Source organism: Burkholderia sp. MSMB617WGS, assembly GCF_001532025.2.
Lineage (GTDB): Bacteria > Pseudomonadota > Gammaproteobacteria > Burkholderiales > Burkholderiaceae > Burkholderia > Burkholderia savannae.
Genome location: NZ_CP013457.1, coordinates 373,699 through 398,200, shown reverse-complemented (window position 1 = coordinate 398,200; position 24,502 = coordinate 373,699). Strand labels below are relative to the sequence as shown.

Genomic DNA, 24,502 nt, shown 5'->3' with positions numbered 1-24,502 from the left:
AAGCCCGCGATTCTACACGAATTTGCGCAGCGATGGGGCGGGTTTGTCGACGACGCAACGGGGCTCCCCAAAAAGACAAACCGGGCGCCAGCACAAACTGGACGCCCGGTTTCGGACGGTACAACTACGTACCGCGGAATCGCGGATCGCCGATATTACTCGATGATCTTGGCGACGACGCCGGCGCCGACGGTGCGGCCGCCTTCGCGGATCGCGAAGCGCAGACCTTCTTCCATCGCGATCGGCGCGATCAGCTTCACCGTGATCGACACGTTGTCGCCCGGCATCACCATTTCCTTGTCCTTCGGCAGCTCGATCGAGCCCGTCACGTCCGTCGTACGGAAGTAGAACTGCGGACGGTAGTTGTTGAAGAACGGCGTGTGACGGCCGCCTTCGTCCTTGCTCAGCACGTACACTTCAGCCGTGAAGTGCGTGTGCGGCGTGATCGAACCCGGCTTCGCCAGAACCTGGCCGCGCTCCACGTCTTCACGCTTCGTGCCGCGCAGCAGGATACCGACGTTGTCGCCTGCCTGACCTTGGTCCAGCAGCTTGCGGAACATTTCAACGCCCGTGCAGGTCGTCTTCACCGTCGGCTTGATACCGACGATTTCGATTTCCTCGCCGACCTTGACCACGCCACGCTCGACACGACCCGTCACCACCGTACCGCGGCCCGAGATCGAGAACACGTCTTCCACCGGCATCAGGAACGCACCATCCACCGCGCGCTCCGGCGTCGGGATGTACGTGTCCAGCGCGTCCGCCAGGTTCATGATCGCCACTTCGCCCAGCTCGCCCTTGTCGCCTTCCAGCGCCAGCTTCGCCGAACCCTTGATGATCGGCGTGTCGTCGCCCGGGAAGTCGTACTTCGACAGCAGTTCGCGCACTTCCATCTCGACCAGCTCGAGCAGCTCGGCGTCGTCCACCATGTCGCACTTGTTCAGGAACACGATGATGTACGGCACGCCGACCTGACGCGCCAGCAGGATGTGCTCACGCGTTTGCGGCATCGGGCCGTCTGCTGCCGAGCACACCAGGATCGCGCCGTCCATCTGCGCCGCGCCCGTGATCATGTTCTTCACGTAGTCGGCGTGGCCCGGGCAGTCGACGTGTGCGTAGTGGCGGTTCGCCGTTTCGTACTCGATGTGCGCCGTGTTGATCGTGATGCCGCGCGCCTTTTCTTCCGGCGCCGCGTCGATTTCGTCGTACTTCTTCGCTTCGCCGCCGAACTTCGCCGACAGAACCGTCGCGATCGCCGCCGTCAGCGTCGTCTTGCCGTGGTCAACGTGACCAATCGTACCAACGTTCACGTGCGGCTTGGTCCGCTCAAACTTCTCTTTTGCCATGATTCTCTTCTTTCAAAAAATAATCAGTTGGTAGATGCAGCTTATTTCGACTTCGCGCTGATGATCGCGTCGGCGACGTTCTTCGGAGCTTCGGCGTAGTGCTTGAACTCCATCGTGTACGTCGCGCGGCCTTGCGTCAGCGAGCGCAGCGACGTCGAGTAGCCGAACATTTCCGACAGCGGCACTTCGGCGCGAACGATCTTGCCGCCGCCGATCATGTCTTCCATGCCCTGGACGATACCGCGACGGCCCGACAGGTCGCCCATCACGTTGCCCATGTAGTCTTCCGGCGTCTCGACTTCGACGGCCATCATCGGCTCGAGCACGACCGGGTTCGCGCGGCGCATTGCTTCCTTGAACGCCATCGAACCGGCCATGCGGAACGCGTTTTCGTTCGAGTCGACGTCGTGGTACGAACCGAACGTCAGGCGAACCTTCACGTCGACGACCGGGAAGCCCGCCAGCACGCCCGACTTCAGCGTGTCCTGGATACCCTTGTCGACCGCCGGGATGTACTCGCGCGGAATCACGCCGCCCTTGATCTCGTCGAAGAACTCGTAGCCCTTGCCCTGCTCGTTCGGCTCGAGCGTGATGACCGCGTGACCGTATTGGCCGCGACCGCCCGACTGCTTGACGAACTTGCCGTCGACGTCCTTCGCCGTCGAGCGGATCGTTTCGCGGTACGCAACCTGCGGCTTGCCGACGGTCGCTTCCACGCCGAATTCACGCTTCATCCGGTCGACCAGAATTTCGAGGTGGAGCTCGCCCATGCCCGAAATGATGGTCTGGCCCGATTCTTCGTCGGTCTGCACGCGGAACGACGGATCTTCCTGCGCCAGACGGTTCAGCGCGAGACCCATCTTTTCCTGGTCAGCCTTCGTCTTCGGCTCGACGGCCTGCGAGATCACCGGCTCCGGGAACACCATGCGCTCGAGCACGATCGGGTGCTGCGGATCGCACAGCGTGTCGCCCGTGGTCGCTTCCTTCAGGCCGACCGCAGCGGCGATGTCGCCTGCGCGGACTTCCTTGATTTCTTCGCGCTGGTTCGCGTGCATCTGCAGAATACGGCCGAGGCGTTCCTTCTTGCCCTTGGTCGAGTTCAGCAGCGTGTCGCCCGAATTGACGACGCCCGAGTACACGCGGAAGAAGATCAGCTGGCCGACGAACGGGTCGGTCATGATCTTGAACGCGAGCGACGAGAACTTCTCTTCGTCGGACGCCTTGCGCTCGGCTGCTTCGCCGCTCTCCAGCTCGCCCTTGACCGGCGGGATGTCGACCGGCGACGGCAGGAAGTCGATCACGGCGTCGAGCATGCGCTGCACGCCCTTGTTCTTGAACGCGGTACCGCACAGCATCGGCTGGATTTCGCACGCGATCGTACGGTCGCGCAGCGCCTTGACGATGTCGGCTTCCGGCAGATCGCCTTCTTCCAGGTACTTGTTCATCAGGTCTTCGCTGGCTTCAGCAGCCACTTCGACCATCTTTTCGCGCCATTCCTTGCAGGTCTCTGCGAGCTCGGCCGGGATGTCGACGTAGTCGAACTTCGTGCCTTGCGACGCTTCGTCCCAAATGATCGCCTTCATCTTCAGCAGGTCGACCACGCCCTTGAAGTTCTCTTCCGAGCCGATCGGCACCACGACCGGAACCGGGTTCGCCTTCAGGCGCAGCTTGAGCTGGTCGTAGACCTTGAAGAAGTTCGCGCCGGTACGGTCCATCTTGTTGACGAACGCGAGACGCGGCACCTTGTACTTGTTCGCCTGGCGCCACACCGTTTCCGACTGCGGCTGCACGCCGCCCACCGCGCAGTACACCATGCACGCGCCGTCGAGCACGCGCATCGAGCGCTCCACTTCAATCGTGAAGTCGACGTGCCCCGGGGTGTCGATGATGTTGATGCGGTGTTCCGGATAGTTGCCGCCCATGCCCTTCCAGAACGCCGTGGTAGCAGCGGACGTGATCGTGATGCCACGCTCCTGTTCCTGCTCCATCCAGTCCATCGTGGCTGCGCCGTCGTGAACTTCACCGATCTTGTGGTTCACGCCGGTGTAAAACAGAATGCGCTCGGTCGTCGTCGTCTTGCCGGCGTCGATGTGAGCGCTAATACCGATGTTGCGGTAGCGCTCGATAGGAGTCTTACGAGCCACTTTGATCCTCTATTGGGTTGGCGCGATGCGACCCTTGTCGCAGCGCGCCTCAACACAAACGGGCGAGGCGCTCGAAAAAGCGCACCCGCCCGGAATTTTTCCGCTAAAAGCCCAGTCCGGCGCTTAGAAACGGAAGTGCGAGAACGCACGGTTGGCTTCCGCCATCCGGTGAACTTCGTCGCGCTTCTTCATCGCGCCGCCGCGGCCTTCAGCCGCTTCGGAGAGTTCACCTGCAAGGCGCAGAGCCATCGACTTCTCGCTACGCTTCTTCGCAGCCTCGCGCAACCAGCGCATCGCCAATGCCATACGACGCGACGGGCGCACTTCGACCGGAACCTGATAGTTCGCACCACCAACGCGACGGCTCTTCACTTCGACCACCGGCTTCACGTTGTTGAGCGCAACCGTGAACACTTCCAGCGGGTCCTTGCCACCCTTGGTCTGGATTTGCTCGAAAGCGCCATAAACGATGCGCTCAGCCACCGACTTCTTGCCGGACAGCATCAGCATGTTCATGAACTTGGCTACATCTACGTTGCCGTACTTCGGATCCGGCAACACTTCCCGCTTGGGGACTTCGCGACGACGCGGCATGTTTCTTCCTTTACCTGTTCAGTTGGAGCTCGAAAGCCCCGCGGCCACCAACTAACCCGATCACATCTGCTCGACTAACCAGCTTGGCCGGGTGACCACTTACTCGACAGCACCGGCAATCCGGCACCACCGCCTTAACCGCCCGGAGGCGATCTCCATTCAGACGCAGCTTACTTCGCAGCCTTCGCACGCTTCGCGCCGTACTTCGAGCGAGCCTGCTTACGGTCCTTGACGCCCTGCGTATCCAGCGAGCCGCGAACCATGTGGTAACGCACACCCGGCAAGTCCTTCACACGGCCGCCGCGGATCAGCACAACCGAGTGCTCCTGCAGGTTGTGGCCTTCACCGCCGATGTACGAAATCACTTCGAAGCCGTTCGTCAGACGAACCTTGGCGACCTTACGGAGTGCCGAGTTCGGCTTCTTCGGCGTCGTCGTGTACACACGGGTGCACACGCCGCGACGCTGGGGGCAGTCCTGCAGGGCCGGGCTCTTGCTCTTCGTCGTTTCCGACGCGCGGCCTTTGCGAACCAGTTGATTGATGGTTGGCATTGTTTATTCCTGAAATTGACCAAAATCGGCACGTCGGCCTCGGGCAAAGCGAAATCCGACGCGCGTGACGCTCCGGAACGCGTGCGCGGCCCCCAGGCTTGCGCCCAGGAATCAACCCACCAAGAACCGGAACCCGGCATGATATTCCGAAAATCCCAAGCGAGTCAACAGCTTGCGTGATTTTTGGTGCCAGAATGCGAAGGCGAGCGCCCCGCGTCATCAGGCCGCTTCGACGACCTCGAGGAGCTCGTCGCCGAAGCGGTCGAGCTTGCGCGCGCCGATGCCCGGAATATGGCGCAGATCGTCGATCGATTCCGGCGCGTTGCGCGCGATCTCCGCGAGCGTCGCGTCGTGAAAGATCACGTACGCCGGCACGCCGTCGCTCTTTGCGGTTTCGGCGCGCCACGTGCGCAGCCGCTCCCAGCACGCGCGCTCGCGCGCGTTCATGCCCGCCGTCGGATCGACGCGCGCGCCGCTGCGGCCCGACGACTGTCGGGTGCGCGCGGGCTTCACGTAGCGGCGCAGCGTGACCGTCTCCTCGCCCTTGAGCACCGGCTTGCTCGCCTCGGTCATCACGAGCGCGCCGAAGCCGCCGTGATCGACGGCCAAATAGCCGAACGCGACCAGTTGCCGGAAGATCGCGCGCCATTCGGCCTCGGACAGCTCGGCGCCGATGCCGAACGTGCTGAGACCCTCGTGGCCGCGCTGCAACACCTTTTCGGTGCGCGCGCCGCGCAGCACTTCGATCAGGTGGCTCGCGCCGAAATTGAAGCCGCTCGCGCGCTGCGCGCGAAACACGCACGACAGCGCCATCTGCGCCTCGCGCGTCGCGTCCCATGTCGCCGGCGGCTCGAGGCAGGTGTCGCAATTGCCGCACGGCCCGCTCGTCTCGCCGAAATACGCGAGGAGCCGCACGCGGCGGCACGACGCCGTCTCGCACAGCCCGAGCAGCGCGTCGAGCTTCGACGTCTGGACGCGCTTGTGCGTATCGTCCGCGTCCGATTCGTCGATCATCTTGCGCTGCTGGACGACATCGCCGAGCCCGTACGCCATCCATGCGTTCGCCGGCATGCCGTCGCGGCCGGCGCGCCCCGTCTCCTGGTAGTAGCCCTCGACGCTCTTCGGCAAATCCAGGTGCGCGACGAAGCGCACGTCCGGCTTGTCGATGCCCATCCCGAACGCGATCGTCGCGCACATCACGACCCCTTCCTCGCGCTGGAACATCTCCTGGTGCTTCTGCCGGATTCCGAACTCCATTCCCGCGTGATACGGCAGCGCGCGTACCCCCTGCGCCTTCAGCCACTCGGCCGTCTCCTCGACCTTGCGACGCGACAGGCAGTAGACGACCCCCGCGTCGGTCGTGCCGTCCGCGTTCGTGTGCTCCGCGCGGATGAAGTCGAGCAGTTGCGAGCGCGCGTTGTCCTTTTCGACGATCCGGTAACGGATGTTCGGCCGATCGAAGCTCGACACGAAGATCCGGGCGTCGTCGAGGGCGAGGCGCTGGACGATCTCGTCGCGCGTGATCGCGTCGGCGGTCGCCGTGAGCGCGATCCGCGGCACGTCCGGGAAGCGTTCGTGCAGCACCGACAACTGGATGTATTCGGGCCGGAAATCGTGCCCCCACTGTGATACGCAATGCGCCTCGTCGATCGCGAAAAGGCCGATGCGCGCGCGCTCGAGCAGATCGAGGAAGCGCGGCGTCATCAGACGCTCGGGCGCGACGTAGAGCAGATCGATGTCGCCGTCGCGCAGCGCGCGCTCGGTCGCGGCCGCTTCGGCGCCGGAGAGCGTCGAATTCAGATACGCGGCGCGCACGCCGACTTCGGACAGCGCGGCGACCTGATCCTGCATTAGCGCGATCAGCGGCGACACGACGATGCCCGCGCCGCGGCCCGACTCGCTGCGCACGAGCGCCGGAATCTGATAGCAGAGCGACTTGCCGCCGCCCGTCGGCATCAGCACGAGACAGTCGCCGCCCGCCGCAACGTGCTCGACGATCTCGCCCTGTTGACCGCGGAAGGCGGGGTAGCCAAAGACTTCGTTGAGAATTTCGAGCGCGCGGGACATGGATCGGATGATGGACAGCGAAAAGAGCCGGTGGGTGGGATTTTACCAACGTCCCCGCGGCGAAAGGAGGACGGCGGTCACACGTTGTCCGTTCGGCCGACTCGCCGCCGCACGGTTCGCGCATAAAAAAGGTTCATCGCGGAATTCCGGGGAACGCGGCGCGGATCTTGAGGAAGAAGTACTCCTCGTCACGGTACCCGTAGGCCCTGCGCTTGATGACCTTGATCGTATTGTTGATGCCTTCAACGATGCTGGTATTGAGCGGATGGCGGCAGCGGGCCACGATTCCGTGCCAGTAACCCTGCAAGCGCTCGGCGAACTTTTGCAAGGCGGCGATCCCGCTTTGCTGAGCCTGTTCGATCCATTGCCCCCAGGCCTTTTCCGCCCAGGCTGGCTTGCGGTAGAACCAGAGCCGTTTGAGTTCGTCGCGCAGCACATAGACGCATAACAGCGACTGATTGGCGGCCAGCAGCTCCTTCAGATGCACGGCCTGTTCTGGCTTCAGGTTATGACGGTTGCGCAGTAGCAGCCAGCGACTGGACTTCAGCACCTTCCGCGCCGGCTTGTCATGCCGGAGTTGATTGGCCTGATCCACCCGTACCCGATCGATCACCTCGCGCCCGTACTTGGCCACGACGTGGTACAGGTCGAAGACGATTTCCGCCTGCGGGCACTGTTCCTTGATCTCCAGTTCATAGGCCGTGGTCATGTCGATGGCGACCGCTTCGATGCGCTCGGCCACGCCTTCGGGGAGCTGTTCGAAGAAGGCTCGCGCCGTTTCGCGTGAACGTCCGGGCCCGACCCAGAGCACCTGCCGGCCGATCGGATCAACCACCACCGTGGCGTAGCGATGGCCCTTATGGAGCGCGAACTCGTCCATCGCCAGATAGCGGATCGCCGACCAGTCCGGCTCGGCCACACGCGCTCGCAAGCGCATCTTGTCGATCGATTTGACCGTGTGCCAGCCCAAATCGTAAAAGGCCGCTACCGCCTGCACGCTGGCGGCCTGCAGCAGCTTCTCGCAGGCTTTGGCGAACCGCTCCGTCACTCGCTGGTAGCGGCCCAGCCACGCCAGCTTCTCCAGTCGCGGGCCGCCGCAGTGTTCGCACCAGACCCGGCGACGGGGAACGTGCAGCACCACCCGGTATTCGAACAGCGGCAAATCGCGCACTCGACGAACCGTCGTCTCGTGGATCTGCTGGCAGCGTGCACCGCATTGCTCGCAGTACATGACCTTGCTGACCGGCTTCAGATACAGCGATAGCGTGCGCTCTTCTCCTTGTGGCCATTCCACACGTTCCAGCCGATAACCTGTCCAGCAGCCCAGTGCCTGAAGTGCCTTTCGATCGAGCAATTGCTTCCTCCGACATCCTTAAAATCAGGTGTCAGATTATGCAATCGCTCGAAAACCCTCCACGGTTTCCTGCGATGAACCATAAAAAAAGCCGCCCGGTCGAAACCGGGCGGCTTCATCAGCAGGCTGGCAAAGCGGCTCGCGCCGCCTCGCTCACTCCGCCGGGTGTTGCGGCTCTTCGGCGGGCGCCGCCGGCGTGCCGAACTCGAACGCTTCTTCCGCTGCGATCTGGTCGAAACGCTCGCGATCCGACAGCTCCTTCGCCTTGCGCGCCTTGTGGAACGCGAGGCCGGTACCGGCCGGAATCAGACGGCCGACGATCACGTTTTCCTTCAGGCCGCGCAGATCGTCGCGCTTGCCCATGATCGCCGCTTCGGTCAGCACGCGGGTCGTTTCCTGGAACGATGCCGCGGAGATGAACGAGTCGGTCGACAGCGACGCCTTCGTGATACCCAACAGGATGTTGTCGTACGTTGCCGGGCGCTTGTCCTCGGCGATCATGCGATCGTTCTCGTCCAGCATGTCCGAACGCTCGACCTGCTCGCCGGGGATGAAGCGCGTGTCGCCGTTGTCCACGATCTGCACACGGCGCAGCATCTGACGCACGATCACTTCGATGTGCTTGTCGTTGATCTTCACACCCTGCAGACGGTACACGTCCTGCACTTCGTCGACGATGTAGCGCGACAGCGCCTCGATACCCTGCAGGCGCAGGATGTCGTGCGGATCGGCCGGGCCGTCCACGATCATTTCGCCCTTGTTGACGACCTGACCGTCGTGGACGAGCACCTGCTTTTCCTTCGCGATCAGGAACTCGTGCTGGCTGCCCTCGAGGTCCGTGATGACGAGACGCTGCTTGCCCTTCGTGTCCTTGCCGAACGACACCGTGCCGGTGACTTCCGCGAGGATGCCCGCATCCTTCGGCGAACGCGCTTCGAACAGCTCGGCGACTCGCGGCAGACCACCGGTAATGTCACGGGTCTTCTGCGATTCGGTCGGGATACGTGCGAGCACTTCACCGACCTGCACCTGCTGACCGTCCTTCACGGTGATCAGCGCGCCGACCTGGAAGCCGATCTGCACCGAGTGCTCCGTGCCCGGGATCTTCACTTCGTCGCCGTTCGCGTCGAGCAGCTTCACCTGCGGACGCACGCTCTTCGCAGCCTGCGAGCCGCGGCGCTTCACGTCGATCACGACGAGGGTCGACAGGCCGGTCACGTCGTCGATCTGCTTCGCGACCGTCACGCCTTCCTCGACGTTTTCGAACTTCACCGTACCGCCGTACTCGGTGATGATCGGGCGCGTCAACGGGTCCCACGTCGCGAGTTGCGTGCCCGCCTTGATCGCCGCGCCGTCGAGCTGCAACAGCGTCGCGCCGTACGGGATCTTGTGACGCTCGCGCTCGCGGCCGATGTCGTCGGTGATCAGCGCCTCGCCCGAACGCGAGATGACGATCTGCTCGCCCTTCGCGTTCGTCACGTAGCGCATCGACGCCGTGAAGCGCACCGTGCCGTTGCTCTTCGCTTCCACCGACGAGGCCACTGCCGCACGCGATGCCGCACCACCGATGTGGAACGTACGCATCGTCAGCTGCGTGCCCGGTTCGCCGATCGACTGCGCGGCGATCACGCCGACCGCTTCGCCGACGTTCACGAGCGAGCCGCGGCCGAGATCGCGGCCGTAGCACGACGCGCACAGGCCGTAGCGCGTTTCGCAGGTCAGCGCCGTGCGCACGCGCACTTCGTCGATGCCGAGACGCTCGATGTCTTCCACCGCCGTTTCGTCGAGCAGCGTGCCCGCTTCGTACAGCGTTTCCTGCGTTTCCGGATTGACGACGTCCGACGCGGCGACGCGGCCGAGGATACGGTCGCGCAGCGCTTCGACGACTTCACCGCCTTCGACGAGCGCCTTCATCGCGACGCCGTTGCTCGTGCCGCAATCGTCCTCGACCACGACGAGATCCTGCGTCACGTCGACGAGACGACGCGTCAGATAACCCGAGTTCGCGGTCTTCAGTGCCGTATCAGCCAGACCCTTACGTGCACCGTGGGTCGAGATGAAGTACTGCAACACGTTCAGGCCTTCGCGGAAGTTCGCGGTAATCGGCGTCTCGATAATCGAGCCGTCCGGCTTCGCCATCAGGCCGCGCATACCGGCCAGCTGACGAATCTGCACCGCCGAACCCCGGGCGCCCGAGTCGGCCATCATGTAGATCGAGTTGAACGACTCCTGGCGCGTCGCGTTGCCGTCGCGGTCCGTCACCGGCTCCGTCGACAGCTGCTCCATCATCGCCTTGCCGACCGCTTCCGACGTCGCCGACCAGATGTCGACCACGTTGTTGTAGCGTTCCTGCGCGGTGACGAGACCCGACATGTACTGGCGGTCGTACTCCTTCACCTTCTTCGCGGCGTCGCCGACGATCGTTTCCTTCTGCGGCGGCACGAGCATGTCGTCCACGCAGATCGAAATGCCGGCGCGCGTCGCGAGACGGAAACCCGACTGCATCAGCTGATCGGCGAACACCACCGTCGCGCGCAGGCCGCACTTGCGGAACGCCGTGTTGATCAGGCGCGAGATTTCCTTTTTCTTCAGCGGCTTGTTCAGCACCGAGAACGGCAGGCCGGCCGGCAGAATTTCCGACAGGATCGCGCGGCCGACGGTCGTCGCGTACAGCGAGATCTTCGGCACGAACTGCGGCGCGCCTTCGGAGGTGTCCTCGTTGCGGACCATTTCGGTGATCCGCACGTTGACGCGCGACGCGAGCTCGACTTCCTTGTTCTCGTACGCGCGGATCACTTCCGACACGCCGGTAAACGACAGGCCTTCACCCTTCGCGTTGATCGCTTCGCGGGTCGCGTAGTACAGACCCAGCACGATATCCTGCGACGGCACGATCGACGGATCGCCGTTGGCCGGGAACAGCACGTTGTTCGACGCGAGCATCAGCGTGCGCGCTTCCATCTGCGCTTCGAGCGACAGCGGCACGTGAACGGCCATCTGGTCACCGTCGAAGTCGGCGTTGAACGCCGCGCAGACGAGCGGGTGCAGCTGGATCGCCTTGCCTTCGATCAGCACCGGCTCGAACGCCTGGATACCGAGACGGTGCAGCGTCGGCGCACGGTTCAGCATCACCGGGTGCTCGCGGATCACCTCTTCGAGGATGTCCCACACCACCGGCGTCTGGTTCTCGACTTCCTTCTTCGCAGCCTTGATGGTCGTAGCTACCCCCATCACTTCCAGCTTGTTGAAGATGAACGGCTTGAACAGCTCGAGCGCCATCAGCTTCGGCAGGCCGCACTGGTGCAGCTTCAGCGTCGGGCCGACCACGATGACCGAACGGCCCGAGTAGTCGACGCGCTTGCCCAGCAGGTTCTGACGGAAACGACCGCCCTTGCCCTTGATCATGTCGGCGAGCGACTTCAGCGGACGCTTGTTCGCGCCCGTCATCGCCTTGCCGCGGCGGCCGTTGTCGAGCAGCGAGTCGACGGCTTCCTGCAGCATCCGCTTTTCGTTGCGAACGATGATTTCCGGGGCCTTCAGCTCGAGCAGACGCTTCAACCGGTTGTTACGGTTGATCACGCGGCGGTACAGGTCGTTCAGGTCCGACGTCGCGAAACGGCCGCCGTCCAGCGGCACGAGCGGACGCAGTTCCGGCGGCAGCACCGGCAGCACTTCGAGGATCATCCACTCGGGCTTGATGCCCGAGCGCTGGAATGCCTCGAGGACCTTCAGGCGCTTCGCGTACTTCTTGATCTTCGCTTCCGAGCCGGTGTTCTTCAGCTCGGTGCGCAGCGTCTCGACCTGCTCGTCGATGTTGATCGCGCGCAGCAGTTCACGCACGCCTTCCGCGCCCATCTCGGCACGGAATTCGTCGCCGTATTCCTCGACCTTGTTGTAGTAATCCTCTTCGGTCATGATCTGCCGCGCCTTCAGCGGCGTCATGCCCGGTTCGATCACCACGTACGCTTCGAAGTACAGCACGCGCTCGATGTCGCGCAGCGTCATGTCGAGCACCATGCCCAGACGCGACGGCAGCGACTTCAGGAACCAGATGTGCGCGACCGGCGAGGCCAGCTCGATGTGGCCCATCCGCTCGCGGCGCACCTTCGCCAGCGTCACTTCGACGCCGCACTTCTCGCAGATCACGCCGCGGTGCTTCAGGCGCTTGTACTTGCCGCACAGGCACTCGTAGTCCTTGATCGGCCCGAAGATCTTCGCGCAGAAGAGACCATCGCGTTCCGGCTTGAACGTACGGTAGTTGATGGTCTCCGGCTTCTTCACTTCGCCGAACGACCACGAACGGATCTTGTCCGGCGAGGCCAGACCGATCTTGATCGCGTCAAAAACTTCTTCTTGTTGGACTTGCTTGAATAGATCGAGCAGAGCTTTCATTGCTTTCTCTCCGTAGTCCGATTAATTGCGGTCGAGATCGATATCGATACCGAGCGAGCGGATTTCCTTCACCAGCACATTGAAGGATTCCGGCATGCCGGCGTCGATCACGTGGTCGCCCTTGACCAGGTTTTCATAAACCTTGGTCCGGCCGGTCACGTCGTCCGACTTCACCGTCAGCATTTCCTGCAGCACGTAGGACGCGCCATACGCTTCGAGCGCCCACACTTCCATTTCACCGAAACGCTGGCCACCGAACTGCGCCTTACCGCCGAGCGGCTGCTGCGTAACGAGCGAGTACGGGCCCGTCGAACGCGCGTGCATCTTGTCGTCGACCAAGTGGTGCAGCTTCAGGTAGTGCATGTAGCCCACCGTCACGCGGCGCTCGAACGGCTCGCCCGTGCGGCCGTCGTACAGGCGCACCTGGTTCTTCGACGGGTTCATGTCGAGCTGCTCGGCGATGTTGTCCGGGAACGCGAGATCGAGCATCTTCGACATCTCTTCCTCGGTCGCACCGTCGAACACCGGCGTCGCGAACGGCACGCCTTCGCGCAGGTTCTTCGCGAGCTCGAGGATTTCGTCGTCGCTGAAGCTGTCCAGCTCTTCCGCGCGGCCCGACTCGTTGTAGATCTTCGTCAGGAACACGCGCAGTTCCTCGATCTTCGTCTGGCGCGCGAGCATTTCGCCGATACGCCAGCCGAGGCCCTTCGCGGCCCAGCCGAGATGCACTTCCAGAACCTGACCCACGTTCATCCGCGACGGCACGCCGAGCGGGTTCAGCACGACGTCCGCCGGACGGCCGTCGGCCATGTACGGCATGTCTTCGACCGGAACGATCTTCGACACGACACCCTTGTTACCGTGACGGCCTGCCATCTTGTCGCCAGGCTGCAGACGGCGCTTGACCGCGAGGTACACCTTGACCATCTTCAGCACGCCCGGCGGCAGTTCGTCGCCTTGCGTGAGCTTCTTGCGCTTCTCTTCGAACGCGAGGTCGAACTGGTGACGCTTCTCTTCGATCGAGTTCTTGATCGCTTCGAGCTGGGCCGCCGCTTCGTCGTCCGCGAGGCGGATGTCGAACCAGTGATAGTGGTCGAGGTCTTCCAGGTAAGCCTGGTCGATCTTCGTGCCCTTCGCGAGCTTCTTCGGACCGCCGTTCGCGACCTTGCCCACGAGCATGCGCGCGAGACGCTGGAACGCATCGCCTTCCACGATGCGCAGCTGGTCGTTCAGGTCGAGACGGTAGCGCTTCAGTTCGTCGTCGATGATCTGTTGCGCACGCTTGTCGCGCTGGATGCCTTCACGCGTGAACACCTGGACGTCGATCACGGTGCCGCTCATGCCCGACGGCACGCGCAGCGACGTGTCCTTCACGTCCGACGCCTTCTCGCCGAAGATCGCGCGCAGCAGCTTCTCTTCCGGCGTCAGCTGGGTCTCGCCCTTCGGCGTGACCTTGCCGACCAGCACGTCGCCCGCTTCGACTTCCGCACCGATGTACACGATGCCCGATTCGTCGAGACGGCCGAGCTGGACTTCCGCCAGGTTCGAGATGTCGCGCGTGATTTCTTCCGGCCCGAGCTTCGTGTCGCGTGCAACGACGCTCAGCTCTTCGATGTGGATCGACGTGTAGCGATCGTCGGCCACGACCCGCTCCGAGATCAGGATCGAATCCTCGAAGTTGTAGCCGTTCCACGGCATGAACGCGATCAGCATGTTCTGGCCGAGCGCGAGCTCGCCCAGGTCGGTCGACGCGCCGTCGGCCAGCACGTCGCCGCGCGCAACCTTGTCGCCCATCTTCACGATCGGACGCTGATTGATGTTCGTGTTCTGGTTCGAACGCGTGTACTTCATCAGGTTGTAGATGTCGACGCCGACTTCACCCGCGACCGCTTCGTCGTCGTTCACGCGAATCACGATACGGCCCGCGTCGACATAGTCGACGACGCCGCCGCGCAACGCCTGCACCGTCGTGCCCGAGTCGACCGCCACGGTGCGCTCGATGCCGGTACCGACGACGGGCTTCTCCGGACGCAGACACGGCACGGCCTGGCGCTGCATGTTCGAGCCCATCAGCGCGCGGTTCGCATCGTCGTGCTCGAGGAACGGAATCAGCGACGCTGCAACCGACACGATCTGCGACGGCGCCACGTCCATGTATTGGATGCGGTCCGGCGTGACCATCATCGTTTCGCCGGCTTCACGCGACGACACCAGTTCGTCGACGAGCGAGCCGTCGTCGCTGATCGCCGCGTTCGCCTGCGCGATCATGTAACGGCCTTCCTCGATCGCCGACAGATAATCGATCTGGTCGGTCACCTTGCTGTCGACGACCTTGCGGTACGGCGTCTCGAGGAAGCCGTACTCGTTCAGGTGCGCGTACAGCGCGAGCGAGTTGATGAGACCGATGTTCGGACCTTCCGGCGTTTCGATCGGGCACACGCGGCCGTAGTGGGTCGGGTGCACGTCGCGCACTTCGAAGCCCGCGCGCTCGCGCGTCAGGCCGCCCGGGCCCAGTGCGGAAACACGGCGCTTGTGCGTGATTTCCGACAGCGGGTTGGTCTGGTCCATGAACTGCGACAGCTGCGACGAACCGAAGAACTCGCGGATCGCCGACGAAATCGGCTTCGAGTTGATCAGGTCGTGCGGCATCAGGTTTTCGCTCTCGGCCTGGCCGAGGCGTTCCTTCACCGCGCGCTCGACGCGCACGAGGCCCGCGCGGAACTGGTTTTCCGCCAGTTCGCCGACGCAGCGCACGCGCCGGTTGCCGAGGTGGTCGATATCGTCCACTTCGCCCTTGCCGTTGCGCAGCTCGACGAGGATCTTGATCGTCGCGAGGATGTCGTCGTCCTGCAGCGTCATCGGGCCGATGATCTCGTCACGGCCGACGCGGCGGTTGAACTTCATGCGGCCGACCTTCGACAGGTCGTACGCGTCTTCGCTGTAGAACAGGCGGTTGAACAGCGCCTCGACGGCTTCTTCCGTGGGCGGCTCGCCCGGGCGCATCATCCGGTAAATCGCGATGCGCGCGGCCGTCTTGTCGACGGTTTCGTCGACACGCAGCGTCGACGAGATGTACGGGCCCTGGTCCAGATCGTTCGTGTAGAGCGTCTGGATTTCCTTGATCTTCGCTTCGCGCAGCTTCTCGAGCACACCTTCCGTGATCTCGTCGTTCGCGTTCGCGATCACTTCGCCCGTGTCGCCGTCGACAACGTTCTTCGCCAGCACGCGGCCGAGCAGATAGTCTTCGGGCACCGAGATGTACTTGGTCTTCGCGGCTTCGAGATCGCGAATGTGCTTCGCGTTGATCCGCTTGTCCTTCTGGACGATGACCTTGCCTTCGCGATCAGTGATGTCGAAGCGCGCGACTTCGCCGCGCAGGCGCTCGGGCACGAACTCCATCTGCGCGCCTTCGTCCATCAGCGTGAAGTTGTCGAAGACGAAGAAGTTCGCGAGGATCTGTTCCGGCGTGAGGCCGATCGCCTTCAACAGAATCGTGACCGGCATCTTGCGACGACGGTCGACGCGGAAGAACAGCACGTCCTTCGGATCGAATTCGAAGTCGAGCCAAGAGCCGCGGTACGGAATGATCCGCGCGGAGAACAGCAGCTTGCCCGAGCTATGCGTCTTGCCCTTATCGTGTTCGAAGAACACGCCGGGCGACCGGTGCAGCTGCGACACGATCACGCGCTCGGTGCCGTTGATGACGAACGAACCGGTCGGCGTCATGAGCGGAATTTCGCCCATGTACACTTCCTGTTCCTTCACTTCCTTGACGACGGGCTTGCTCGGCGACTCCTTGTCGAGGAGCACGAGGCGCACCTTCGCGCGCAGCGCCGAGCAATAGGTCAGGCCGCGCTGCTGGCATTCCTTGATGTTGAACGCCGGCGACGACAACGCATAGCTCACGAACTCGAGACGAGCAAAGCCGTTATGCGAGACGATGGGAAACACCGACGTGAAGGCGGCCTGCAACCCTTCGGACTTGCGTTGCGCGGTGAGCACATCGGCTTGCAGAAATGTGCTGAATGATTCAAGCTGGGTGGCCAGCAGAAAAGGCACTTGGTGAACGATGGAACGCTTCGCGAAACTCTTGCGAATGCGCTTCTTCTCGGTGAAGGAATATTGCATACGATCTCCGAATCACGACGGGCGCTATCGAGGCGGGATACCTTGACGTGTCAAACCCGAGTGTTCACCGACTGAGACCCGATGGCCGTCCGACGGCACGAGCCGAGAAGCTTGGTGGTTGGCCGCTACCAACCGCTGGCTGACGGCAGCGGATGCCTGTGTTGCCCGCTGCCCGACCAAACTTGCCTTCTGCAGTCGCTTCAGAAGACAAAGAGAATCGCCGATCGATCGTGGATAGGCGTTTTTCTTTGGCTTCTAAGGGGGCTCGTCCAACCTCTTCAAAGAGTGTCAAAACACTGCCCCCACAAAGCACAAAAAGGCCGGCGGTGAAAAACCGCCAGCCTTCGCACAGCGCGTCGAAACTTACTTGATTTCGACCTTCGCGCCAGCTTCTTCCAACTTCTTCTTCGCATCGTCGGCAGCGGCCTTGTCCACGCCTTCCTTGACGGGCTTCGGCGCGCCGTCGACGAGGTCCTTCGCTTCCTTCAGGCCCAGGCCCGTGAGTTCGCGAACGGCCTTGATGACGGAAACCTTGTTGGCGCCGGTTTCAGCCAGAACGACCGTGAATTCGGTCTTTTCTTCAGCAGCAGCAGCCGCGCCGCCGGCAGCCGGGCCAGCAACGGCGACAGCAGCAGCCGACACGCCAAACTTCTCTTCGAACGCCTTGACCAGCTCGTTCAGTTCCAGAACGGTCATCCCTTCGACTGCGGCCAGGATGTCTTCTTTTGCGATTGCCATTTGAAATACTCCTAAATTGAATTCGGATACAGCCAGCGATCAGTGACGCTGATGTGCGTTCGCGCGTAGCAATTACGCAGCTTCGGCTTGCTTCTTCTCGGCGAGCGCGGCCAGAGCGCGCGCAAAGCCGGAAACAGGCGCTTGCATGACGAACAGCAGCTTCGAGAGCAGTTCTTCGCGGCTCGGGATGCTGGCGAGCGCTTGCACGCCTGCCTTGTCCATCACCTTGCCATCGAACGAACCGGCCTTGATGACCAACTTGTCATTGCTCTTGCTGAAGTCGTTGACGACCTTAGCAGCGGCAATTGCATCTTCCGAGATGCCGTAGATCAGGGGACCAGTCATCTGCTCTGCCAGCGGAGCAAACGGCGTACCTTCGACGGCGCGGCGCGCCAGCGTGTTCTTCAGAACGCGCAGGTAAACCTTTTGCTCGCGCGCTTTCGCGCGCAGCGTGGTCAGATCGCCAACCGCAATTCCACGATACTCAGCGAGCACAACGGTCTGGGCCTTCGCAACTTGCGCGGCAACCTCAGCGACGACGGCTTGCTTGTCTTCTCTATTAAGCGGCACGGTTAGCCTCCAGAAACGATACGCTTCGCATGACGCGTCGCGCACCTCGTTCAACAACGGCGTCCGACTCGTTAGGAGTATTTCCGCTGAAGATCGCCGATCTCTCGTCGATCTCTCGCTTCACCACTGCAAAACTCTTTCGGGTTCGCCATCTGCGTTGGCTTGAATTAAGGGAGCGCCCGACTGCTGCATTCCCACCAACGGTCTTTGATAACCGGTCGCTCGATGGTGCTCCTTCGAACGACCGCCCAAAGCCCTTTTGAGCCGCCTCTCCCGGACGCGGCTCGAATACTTCGCTTACTGCGCGGCCAGCGAGCCTTGGTCGACGCGAACGCCGACACCCATCGTGCTCGACAGCGCGATCTTGCGCAGGTACACGCCCTTGCTCGTCGCCGGCTTCGCCTTCTGCAGCGCTTCGATCAGCGCCGACAGGTTCGTGCGCAGCGCGGTCGACTCGAACGATGCACGGCCGATCGTCGCATGGATGATACCGGCCTTGTCGACGCGGAACTGCACCTGACCCGCCTTCGCGTTCTTCACTGCGGTCGCGACATCCGGCGTGACCGTGCCGACCTTCGGGTTCGGCATCAGGCCGCGCGGGCCGAGGATCTGGCCCAGCGTACCGACGATACGCATCGTGTCCGGCGAAGCGATCACGATGTCGAAGTCCATTTGACCGGCCTTGATCTGCTCAGCCAGATCTTCCATGCCGACCACTTCGGCGCCGGCGGCGCGCGCTTGCTCTGCCTTCTCGCCTTGCGCGAACACGGCAACGCGAACCGACTTGCCGGTACCGGCCGGCAGCACGACCGAACCGCGAACGACCTGGTCCGACTTCTTCGCGTCGATGCCGAGTTGAACCGCGACGTCGATCGATTCGTTGAACTTCGCGCTCGCGCATTCCTTCACGAGAGCGAGGGCCTCGTCGATCGCGTACAGCTTCTGACGATCGACCTTAGCGGCAAATGCCTGACGGCGCTTCGAGATCTTGGCCATTTACACGCCCTCCACAGTGATGCCCATCGAGCGTGCGCTACCAGCGATGGTGCGAACGGCCGCGTCGAGATCAGCTGCCGTAAGATCCGGCATCTTGGTCTTCGCGATTTCTTCCGCTTGTGCGCGGGTGATCTTGCCGACCTTGTCGGTGTGGGGCTTGCTCGAGCCCTTGTCGACCTTCGCCGCCTTCTTGATCAGAACCGTCGCGGGCGGGGTCTTCATCACGAACGTGAAGCTCTTGTCCGCGTATGCCGTGATGACGACCGGCACCGGCAGGCCCGGCTCCATGCCTTGAGTCTGCGCGTTGAACGCCTTGCAGAACTCCATGATGTTCAGGCCGCGCTGGCCCAGCGCCGGACCGACCGGCGGCGACGGGTTGGCTTTACCTGCAGGGATCTGCAGCTTGATAAAGCCGACAATCTTCTTTGCCATTTGGAAACCTCGTTGGAACGCATGCAAGCGTTCGGTGAGTGATAACGCGGGTTCGTCGTGCGACTACTTGCGCTCCTCAACGGCCATTAACGCGGGCCGTAAGCGCGAAGGTGGGCAGCTCCCGGAGCTGCCCACCTGAACTTGCTCAAACCTTTTCGACCTGCCCGAATTCCAGCTCGACCGGCGTTGCTCGGCCAAAGATGGTGACGGACACCCGAACTCGCGATTTTTCGTAGTTCACTTCTTCGACCGTGCCGTTGAAGTCCGTGAACGGGCCTTCCTTCACGCGCACCATCTCGCCGACTTCGAACAGGGTCTTCGGGCGCGGCTTTTCCACGCCTTCCTGCATTTGCGACATGATTTTTTCGACTTCCCGCGGGGAAATCGGGCTCGGGCGATTGCGCGCCCCGCCGACGAAACCGGTGACCTTCGCGGTGTTTTTCACGAGGTGCCACGTTTCGTCCGTCATTTCCATTTCGACCAGCACGTAGCCGGGGAAGAAACGACGCTCGGTCACCGCCTTGTGACCACCCTTGACTTCAACCACTTCCTCGGTCGGAACCAGGATCTGGCCGAACTTGTCCTGCATGCCGGCACGCTCGATGCGCTCCTGAAGCGCGCGTTGCACGCTCTTCTCCATGCCGGAGTAGGCGTGCACGACGTACCAACGTTTTCCGCTCGGGGATGCCGGAGTATCGCTCATATCATTTCCAACCCAGAATCGCCGAGAAAATCACCCATTCGATGGACTTATCGCTTAGCCAAAGAAAGAGCGCCATGACCAGCACAAAACCGAAGACGACGAGCGTGGTTTGCGTGGCTTCTTTGCGCGTGGGCCAAACGACTTTACGCACTTCGCGATACGAATCCTTCGCAAAAGCGATGAAGCTCTTACCAGGAAGCGATATCAGCGCGACGCCCACACCGGCGACCACCCCCACTGCCAAAGCAGCGCCGCGGACATACCACTCCTTGCCGCCAAGCAAGAAGAAGCCCGCAAATCCGGCCAAGACCAACAATACACCCAGGGCCAGCATCAGCTTATCGCCGGAGGTATTAACAGTTTCGACGGAAGGATTCGCCATAACACTCTAAAACAAACGCCACGCAAAGAAACGTGGCTTATGTGGCAGGGGCAGAGGGAATCGAACCCCCAACCTTCGGTTTTGGAGACCGACGCTCTGCCAGTTGAGCTATACCCCTAGACCATGTTGGGACCGGCTGGCGCCGCCCCCCAAACTGTCGATCAGCGAGTAACTGGCTTACTCGATGATCTTGGCGACGACGCCGGCGCCGACGGTGCGGCCGCCTTCGCGGATCGCGAAGCGCAGACCTTCTTCCATCGCGATCGGCGCGATCAGCTTCACCGTGATCGACACGTTGTCGCCCGGCATCACCATTTCCTTGTCCTTCGGCAGCTCGATCGAGCCCGTCACGTCCGTCGTACGGAAGTAGAACTGCGGACGGTAGTTGTTGAAGAACGGCGTGTGACGGCCGCCTTCGTCCTTGCTCAGCACGTACACTTCAGCCGTGAAGTGCGTGTGCGGCGTGATCGAACCCGGCTTCGCCAGAACCTGGCCGCGCTCCACGTCTTCACGCTTCGTGCCGCGCAGCAGGATACCGACGTTGTCGCCTGCCTGACCTTGGTCCAGCAGCTTGCGGAACATTTCCACGCCCGTGCAGGTCGTCTTCACCGTCGGCTTGATACCGACGATTTCGATTTCCTCGCCGACCTTGACCACGCCACGCTCGACACGACCCGTCACCACCGTACCGCGGCCCGAGATCGAGAACACGTCTTCCACCGGCATCAGGAACGCACCATCCACCGCGCGCTCCGGCGTCGGGATGTACGTGTCCAGCGCGTCCGCCAGGTTCATGATCGCCACTTCGCCCAGCTCGCCCTTGTCGCCTTCCAGCGCCAGCTTCGCCGAACCCTTGATGATCGGCGTGTCGTCGCCCGGGAAGTCGTACTTCGACAGCAGTTCGCGCACTTCCATCTCGACCAGCTCGAGCAGCTCGGCGTCGTCCACCATGTCGCACTTGTTCAGGAACACGATGATGTACGGCACGCCGACCTGACGCGCCAGCAGGATGTGCTCACGCGTTTGCGGCATCGGGCCGTCTGCTGCCGAGCACACCAGGATCGCGCCGTCCATCTGCGCCGCGCCCGTGATCATGTTCTTCACGTAGTCGGCGTGGCCCGGGCAGTCGACGTGTGCGTAGTGGCGGTTCGCCGTTTCGTACTCGATGTGCGCCGTGTTGATCGTGATGCCGCGCGCCTTTTCTTCCGGCGCCGCGTCGATTTCGTCGTACTTCTTCGCTTCGCCGCCGAACTTCGCCGACAGAACCGTCGCGATCGCCGCCGTCAGCGTCGTCTTGCCGTGGTCAACGTGACCAATCGTACCAACGTTCACGTGCGGCTTGGTCCGCTCAAACTTTTCCTTGGCCATTTTCAACTCCCGAAAGGAATTTCACATGTTGCGCCGCGCGCAAACAGACACCGACTACCTGCTGGTGCCCATGGGCAGGATCGAACTGCCGACCTCTCCCTTACCAAGGGAGTGCTCTACCACTGAGCCACATGGGCGCTTTACGTTTCAACTGCCTGAACTGGAGCGGGTGAAGGGAATCGAACCCTCGTCGTAAGCTTGGAAGGCTTCTGCTCTACCATTGAGCTACACCCGCAAGGGCCAGCAACGATTCCCTATACCGCTCTGTGCTTATGTCTTGGTGGAGGAGGTTGGATTCGAACCAACGTAGGCGTAAGCCAACAGATTTACAGTCTGCCCCCTTTAGCCACTCGGGCACCCCTCCGTAGAGAACTGACGATTATGGGGGTACATCGAATTCGTGTCAAGCGCTTCGTTGAGATTATTTGCATCTTCTTCGAGCGCGCCGATGTCGTTCGACCTGCGCCGCCGTTTTTCAGTTGTCATTGCATCGGCAACAGGACCGAGCTTGCGTACTACTGAATCCAACGGGACGTCTGGTACCGCCTGTCGCCGCCCCCGTCTGCCCGGCAAAAAACGCGCCGGAAAACGGAAGACCTGAATCATACGGCGTTGGAAGAACGCCGCCAAGTGCCAAACGGCGATTGGGCTCGAAAAGAAATCGTCACGGATGTAAAAGTAGAATCAATAATCTGGCCCCAATATGAATCTCCGCTTGCAGGGTTAGGCGTGCGCAAGCGTCGACACAAGCGCATTGCCGCTGTCGAGCGCATGTCACTGCTGTTGCCAACTGGCCCGGTAATCCTCCCGTCCAGTAGGTGGGATCAGAAGTAGAATTTCCAGCAAAGGGAGTTCTACGCAATGAAGAAGTCGAAGTTCACGGATAGCCAGATCATGGATGCGCTCAAGCGCGCGGAGGCTGGCGTGGCGGTGCCGGAGATTTGCCGGGAGCTGGGTGTCAGCACGGCGACGTTCTACAACTGGCGCAGCAAGTACGGCGGGATGGACGTGTCGCTGATGGCCCGGATGAAGGAGCTGGAAGCGGAAAACGCGCGACTGCGCAAGATGTACGTGGAAGAGAAGATCAAGGCGGAGATCGTCGCAGAGGCGCTGGCAAAAAAAGACTGAGGCCATCTACCCGCCGCGAGATGGCCAGAGAAGCAGTAGCGAGCCGGGGCGTGTCGATCCGGCTCGCATGCGAGGCATTTGGCGTAAGCCGGACGTGCTACCGCTACGAGCGGCAGCGCAATGCAGGGAACGAGCAGATTGCCGACTGGCTGCTACGGCTGACCGACAATCATCGCAACTGGGGCTTTGGGCTGTGTTTCCTGTACCTGCGCAACGTGAAGGGCTTCGGCTGGAACCATAAGCGCGTGTACCGGATTTACCGAGAACTGGAGCTGAACCTGCGCATCAAGCCTCGTAAGCGGCTTGTACGGCAGGCGCCGGAGCCGCTGATCGTGCCGGCGTCGGTGAATGCGGTGTGGTCGATGGACTTCATGCACGACCAGTTGAAGGACGGCCGCAGTATCCGACTGTTCAACGTGATCGACGACTTCAACCGCGAAGCATTGGGCATCGAGATCGACTTCTCGTTGCCCTCGGCGCGCGTCATCCGGGCTCTGGAGCAGATCATCGGCTGGCGAGGAAAACCGATGGCGATACGGTGCGATAACGGTCCCGAGTACTTAAGCGAGGCAATCACGCAATGGGCAGCCAGGCATGGCATCGCGTTGAACTACATTCAGCCGGGCAAGCCGCAGCAAAACGCCTATGTGGAGCGATTCAACCGGACGGTGCGCTATGAGTGGCTGTCGCAGTACTACTGGGACAACCTTGCGCACGTGCAGAGCTTCGCGACCGAATGGATGTGGCAATACAATCACGAGCGCCCTAACATGGGCCTTGGCGGCATGACGCCGAAACAGCGGCTCATGGCCGCGGCATAGTCTCTACTTCTGACTCGCGTTAAAAGCGGGGGGATTACCGCCCGAGCCAGAGCTGGCGGATGGACTTTGTCGCTGACGGGTGAGCTCATGAGCAGCGCGTGCACTGCCTGAATGTGGTCGACGACTACACGCGCAAATGCCGGGTTATCGAGGTCAACACCCCGTTGTCCTGACTTCGCGCGGTACAGGTTTGCAGCGCTTGGACAAGATGCGTGGGTTGCCTACCTCGATCACCGTTGATAGCGGCTCGGAGTTCGCGGCGAAGCACTGGATGCTTGAGCCTATGATGTCCGCATACGCAGCACCAGCTTTAACCTCGGACTCACGCACCGGATCGGACTAGACGCGGGGGTCGGTCGAATCCCAAGAGCGCGTGCGGAGCGTCCGAGAGGCCCGCCCGCACTCGAGCGAGAAGGGAGTCGAGGCGGGAGCTGGAGCGCGAGGCTCCTGCCGAGGGCGTTCAGGGGATTGGCGGAGGCGTAAAAAGCAAAACCCCCGCCGGTGAGGGCGGGGGTTTTCAGAGGGGAGCCTGACGATTACCTACTTTCACACGGGCAATCCGCACTATCATCGGCGTGGAGTCGTTTCACGGTCCTGTTCGGGATGGGAAGGGGTGGGACCGACTCGCTATGGTCATCAGGCAAAGAGGGTTGTTCTGCTGGCGCGGCCAACAGAACCAATCTGGGAAGAAGCAGTAATCTTGGGTGGGTTGTGAGGTTGTATCTCACACATACGCGGTACTTCAACCGCAGTACGTCGAGCGCCTTGCACTCGACACTCGATATCCG

The 24,502-nt window shown here is 62.1% G+C and carries 16 protein-coding genes, 4 tRNA genes and 1 rRNA gene; 1 reads left to right on the top strand and 20 read right to left on the bottom strand.

The window, feature by feature from the left end:
• Nucleotides 1–155: 155 nt before the first annotated feature.
• From tuf (WT60_RS01965) to WT60_RS01865, 19 genes are all read right to left on the bottom strand, one after another.
• A complete protein-coding gene (gene tuf / locus WT60_RS01965) occupies nucleotides 156–1,346 on the bottom strand; it encodes an elongation factor Tu (protein WP_059670342.1) in 1,191 nt (396 codons plus the stop codon).
• A gap of 41 nt (nucleotides 1,347–1,387) precedes the next feature.
• A complete protein-coding gene (gene fusA / locus WT60_RS01960) occupies nucleotides 1,388–3,490 on the bottom strand; it encodes an elongation factor G (RefSeq protein ID WP_038754746.1) in 2,103 nt (700 codons plus the stop codon).
• 123 nt (nucleotides 3,491–3,613) lie between these two features.
• Nucleotides 3,614–4,084 (bottom strand): 30S ribosomal protein S7, encoded by a 471-nt coding sequence (gene rpsG / locus WT60_RS01955; protein WP_004198359.1) that lies wholly within the window; start codon nucleotides 4,082–4,084, stop codon nucleotides 3,614–3,616.
• Nucleotides 4,085–4,254: 170 nt separating this feature from the next.
• Nucleotides 4,255–4,635 (bottom strand): 30S ribosomal protein S12, encoded by a 381-nt coding sequence (gene rpsL / locus WT60_RS01950; protein WP_004521903.1) that lies wholly within the window; start codon nucleotides 4,633–4,635, stop codon nucleotides 4,255–4,257.
• 219 nt (nucleotides 4,636–4,854) lie between these two features.
• Nucleotides 4,855–6,702, bottom strand: a complete 1,848-nt coding sequence (gene recQ / locus WT60_RS01940; RefSeq protein WP_060355729.1) for a DNA helicase RecQ — start codon at nucleotides 6,700–6,702, stop codon at nucleotides 4,855–4,857.
• A gap of 133 nt (nucleotides 6,703–6,835) precedes the next feature.
• The gene (locus WT60_RS01935) at nucleotides 6,836–8,056 is read right to left on the bottom strand and encodes an ISL3 family transposase (protein ID WP_059670723.1); all 1,221 of its coding nucleotides are present in this window, start codon (nucleotides 8,054–8,056) and stop codon (nucleotides 6,836–6,838) included.
• Between the two features lie 153 nt (nucleotides 8,057–8,209).
• Nucleotides 8,210–12,448 (bottom strand): DNA-directed RNA polymerase subunit beta', encoded by a 4,239-nt coding sequence (gene rpoC / locus WT60_RS01925; RefSeq protein ID WP_038754740.1) that lies wholly within the window; start codon nucleotides 12,446–12,448, stop codon nucleotides 8,210–8,212.
• A 21-nt stretch (nucleotides 12,449–12,469) separates the two neighbouring features.
• A complete protein-coding gene (gene rpoB, locus WT60_RS01920) occupies nucleotides 12,470–16,576 on the bottom strand; it encodes a DNA-directed RNA polymerase subunit beta (protein WP_038754738.1) in 4,107 nt (1,368 codons plus the stop codon).
• Nucleotides 16,577–16,939: 363 nt separating this feature from the next.
• Nucleotides 16,940–17,314, bottom strand: a complete 375-nt coding sequence (gene rplL, locus WT60_RS01915) for a 50S ribosomal protein L7/L12 (RefSeq protein ID WP_038754735.1) — start codon at nucleotides 17,312–17,314, stop codon at nucleotides 16,940–16,942.
• Nucleotides 17,315–17,386: 72 nt separating this feature from the next.
• Entirely contained in the window at nucleotides 17,387–17,884 is a 498-nt protein-coding gene (gene rplJ / locus WT60_RS01910; protein ID WP_006400668.1) for a 50S ribosomal protein L10, read from the bottom strand.
• A 297-nt stretch (nucleotides 17,885–18,181) separates the two neighbouring features.
• Nucleotides 18,182–18,880 (bottom strand): 50S ribosomal protein L1, encoded by a 699-nt coding sequence (gene rplA / locus WT60_RS01905; RefSeq protein ID WP_038754732.1) that lies wholly within the window; start codon nucleotides 18,878–18,880, stop codon nucleotides 18,182–18,184.
• A complete protein-coding gene (gene rplK, locus WT60_RS01900) occupies nucleotides 18,881–19,312 on the bottom strand; it encodes a 50S ribosomal protein L11 (protein WP_004198368.1) in 432 nt (143 codons plus the stop codon). It abuts the gene before it with no gap.
• Nucleotides 19,313–19,457: 145 nt separating this feature from the next.
• On the bottom strand, nucleotides 19,458–20,015 hold the full coding sequence (gene nusG, locus WT60_RS01895) for a transcription termination/antitermination protein NusG (protein WP_004525645.1): 558 nt from the start codon (nucleotides 20,013–20,015) through the stop codon (nucleotides 19,458–19,460).
• A gap of 1 nt (nucleotide 20,016) precedes the next feature.
• Entirely contained in the window at nucleotides 20,017–20,397 is a 381-nt protein-coding gene (secE, locus tag WT60_RS01890; protein WP_038754729.1) for a preprotein translocase subunit SecE, read from the bottom strand.
• A 42-nt stretch (nucleotides 20,398–20,439) separates the two neighbouring features.
• A tRNA-Trp gene (locus tag WT60_RS01885) sits at nucleotides 20,440–20,515 on the bottom strand.
• Nucleotides 20,516–20,574: 59 nt separating this feature from the next.
• Nucleotides 20,575–21,765: an elongation factor Tu gene (gene tuf, locus WT60_RS01880; protein WP_059670342.1), complete on the bottom strand. Its 1,191-nt coding sequence runs from the start codon at nucleotides 21,763–21,765 to the stop codon at nucleotides 20,575–20,577.
• A gap of 62 nt (nucleotides 21,766–21,827) precedes the next feature.
• Nucleotides 21,828–21,902 (bottom strand) — tRNA-Thr (locus WT60_RS01875).
• Between the two features lie 24 nt (nucleotides 21,903–21,926).
• Nucleotides 21,927–22,000 (bottom strand) — tRNA-Gly (locus tag WT60_RS01870).
• A gap of 43 nt (nucleotides 22,001–22,043) precedes the next feature.
• Nucleotides 22,044–22,129 (bottom strand) — tRNA-Tyr (locus tag WT60_RS01865).
• A gap of 497 nt (nucleotides 22,130–22,626) precedes the next feature.
• Here WT60_RS01865 and WT60_RS01860 point away from each other — a divergent pair.
• Nucleotides 22,627–23,714, top strand: a protein-coding gene (locus WT60_RS01860; RefSeq protein WP_100185219.1) for an IS3 family transposase whose coding sequence is annotated in 2 segments (ribosomal slippage) — nucleotides 22,627–22,888 and nucleotides 22,888–23,714 — 1,089 coding nt in all. Because the reading frame shifts where the segments join, the coding sequence is not laid out codon by codon here.
• Between the two features lie 527 nt (nucleotides 23,715–24,241).
• Here WT60_RS01860 and rrf read toward each other — a convergent pair.
• A 5S ribosomal RNA gene (gene rrf, locus WT60_RS01855) occupies nucleotides 24,242–24,355 on the bottom strand.
• Nucleotides 24,356–24,502: the final 147 nt, after the last annotated feature.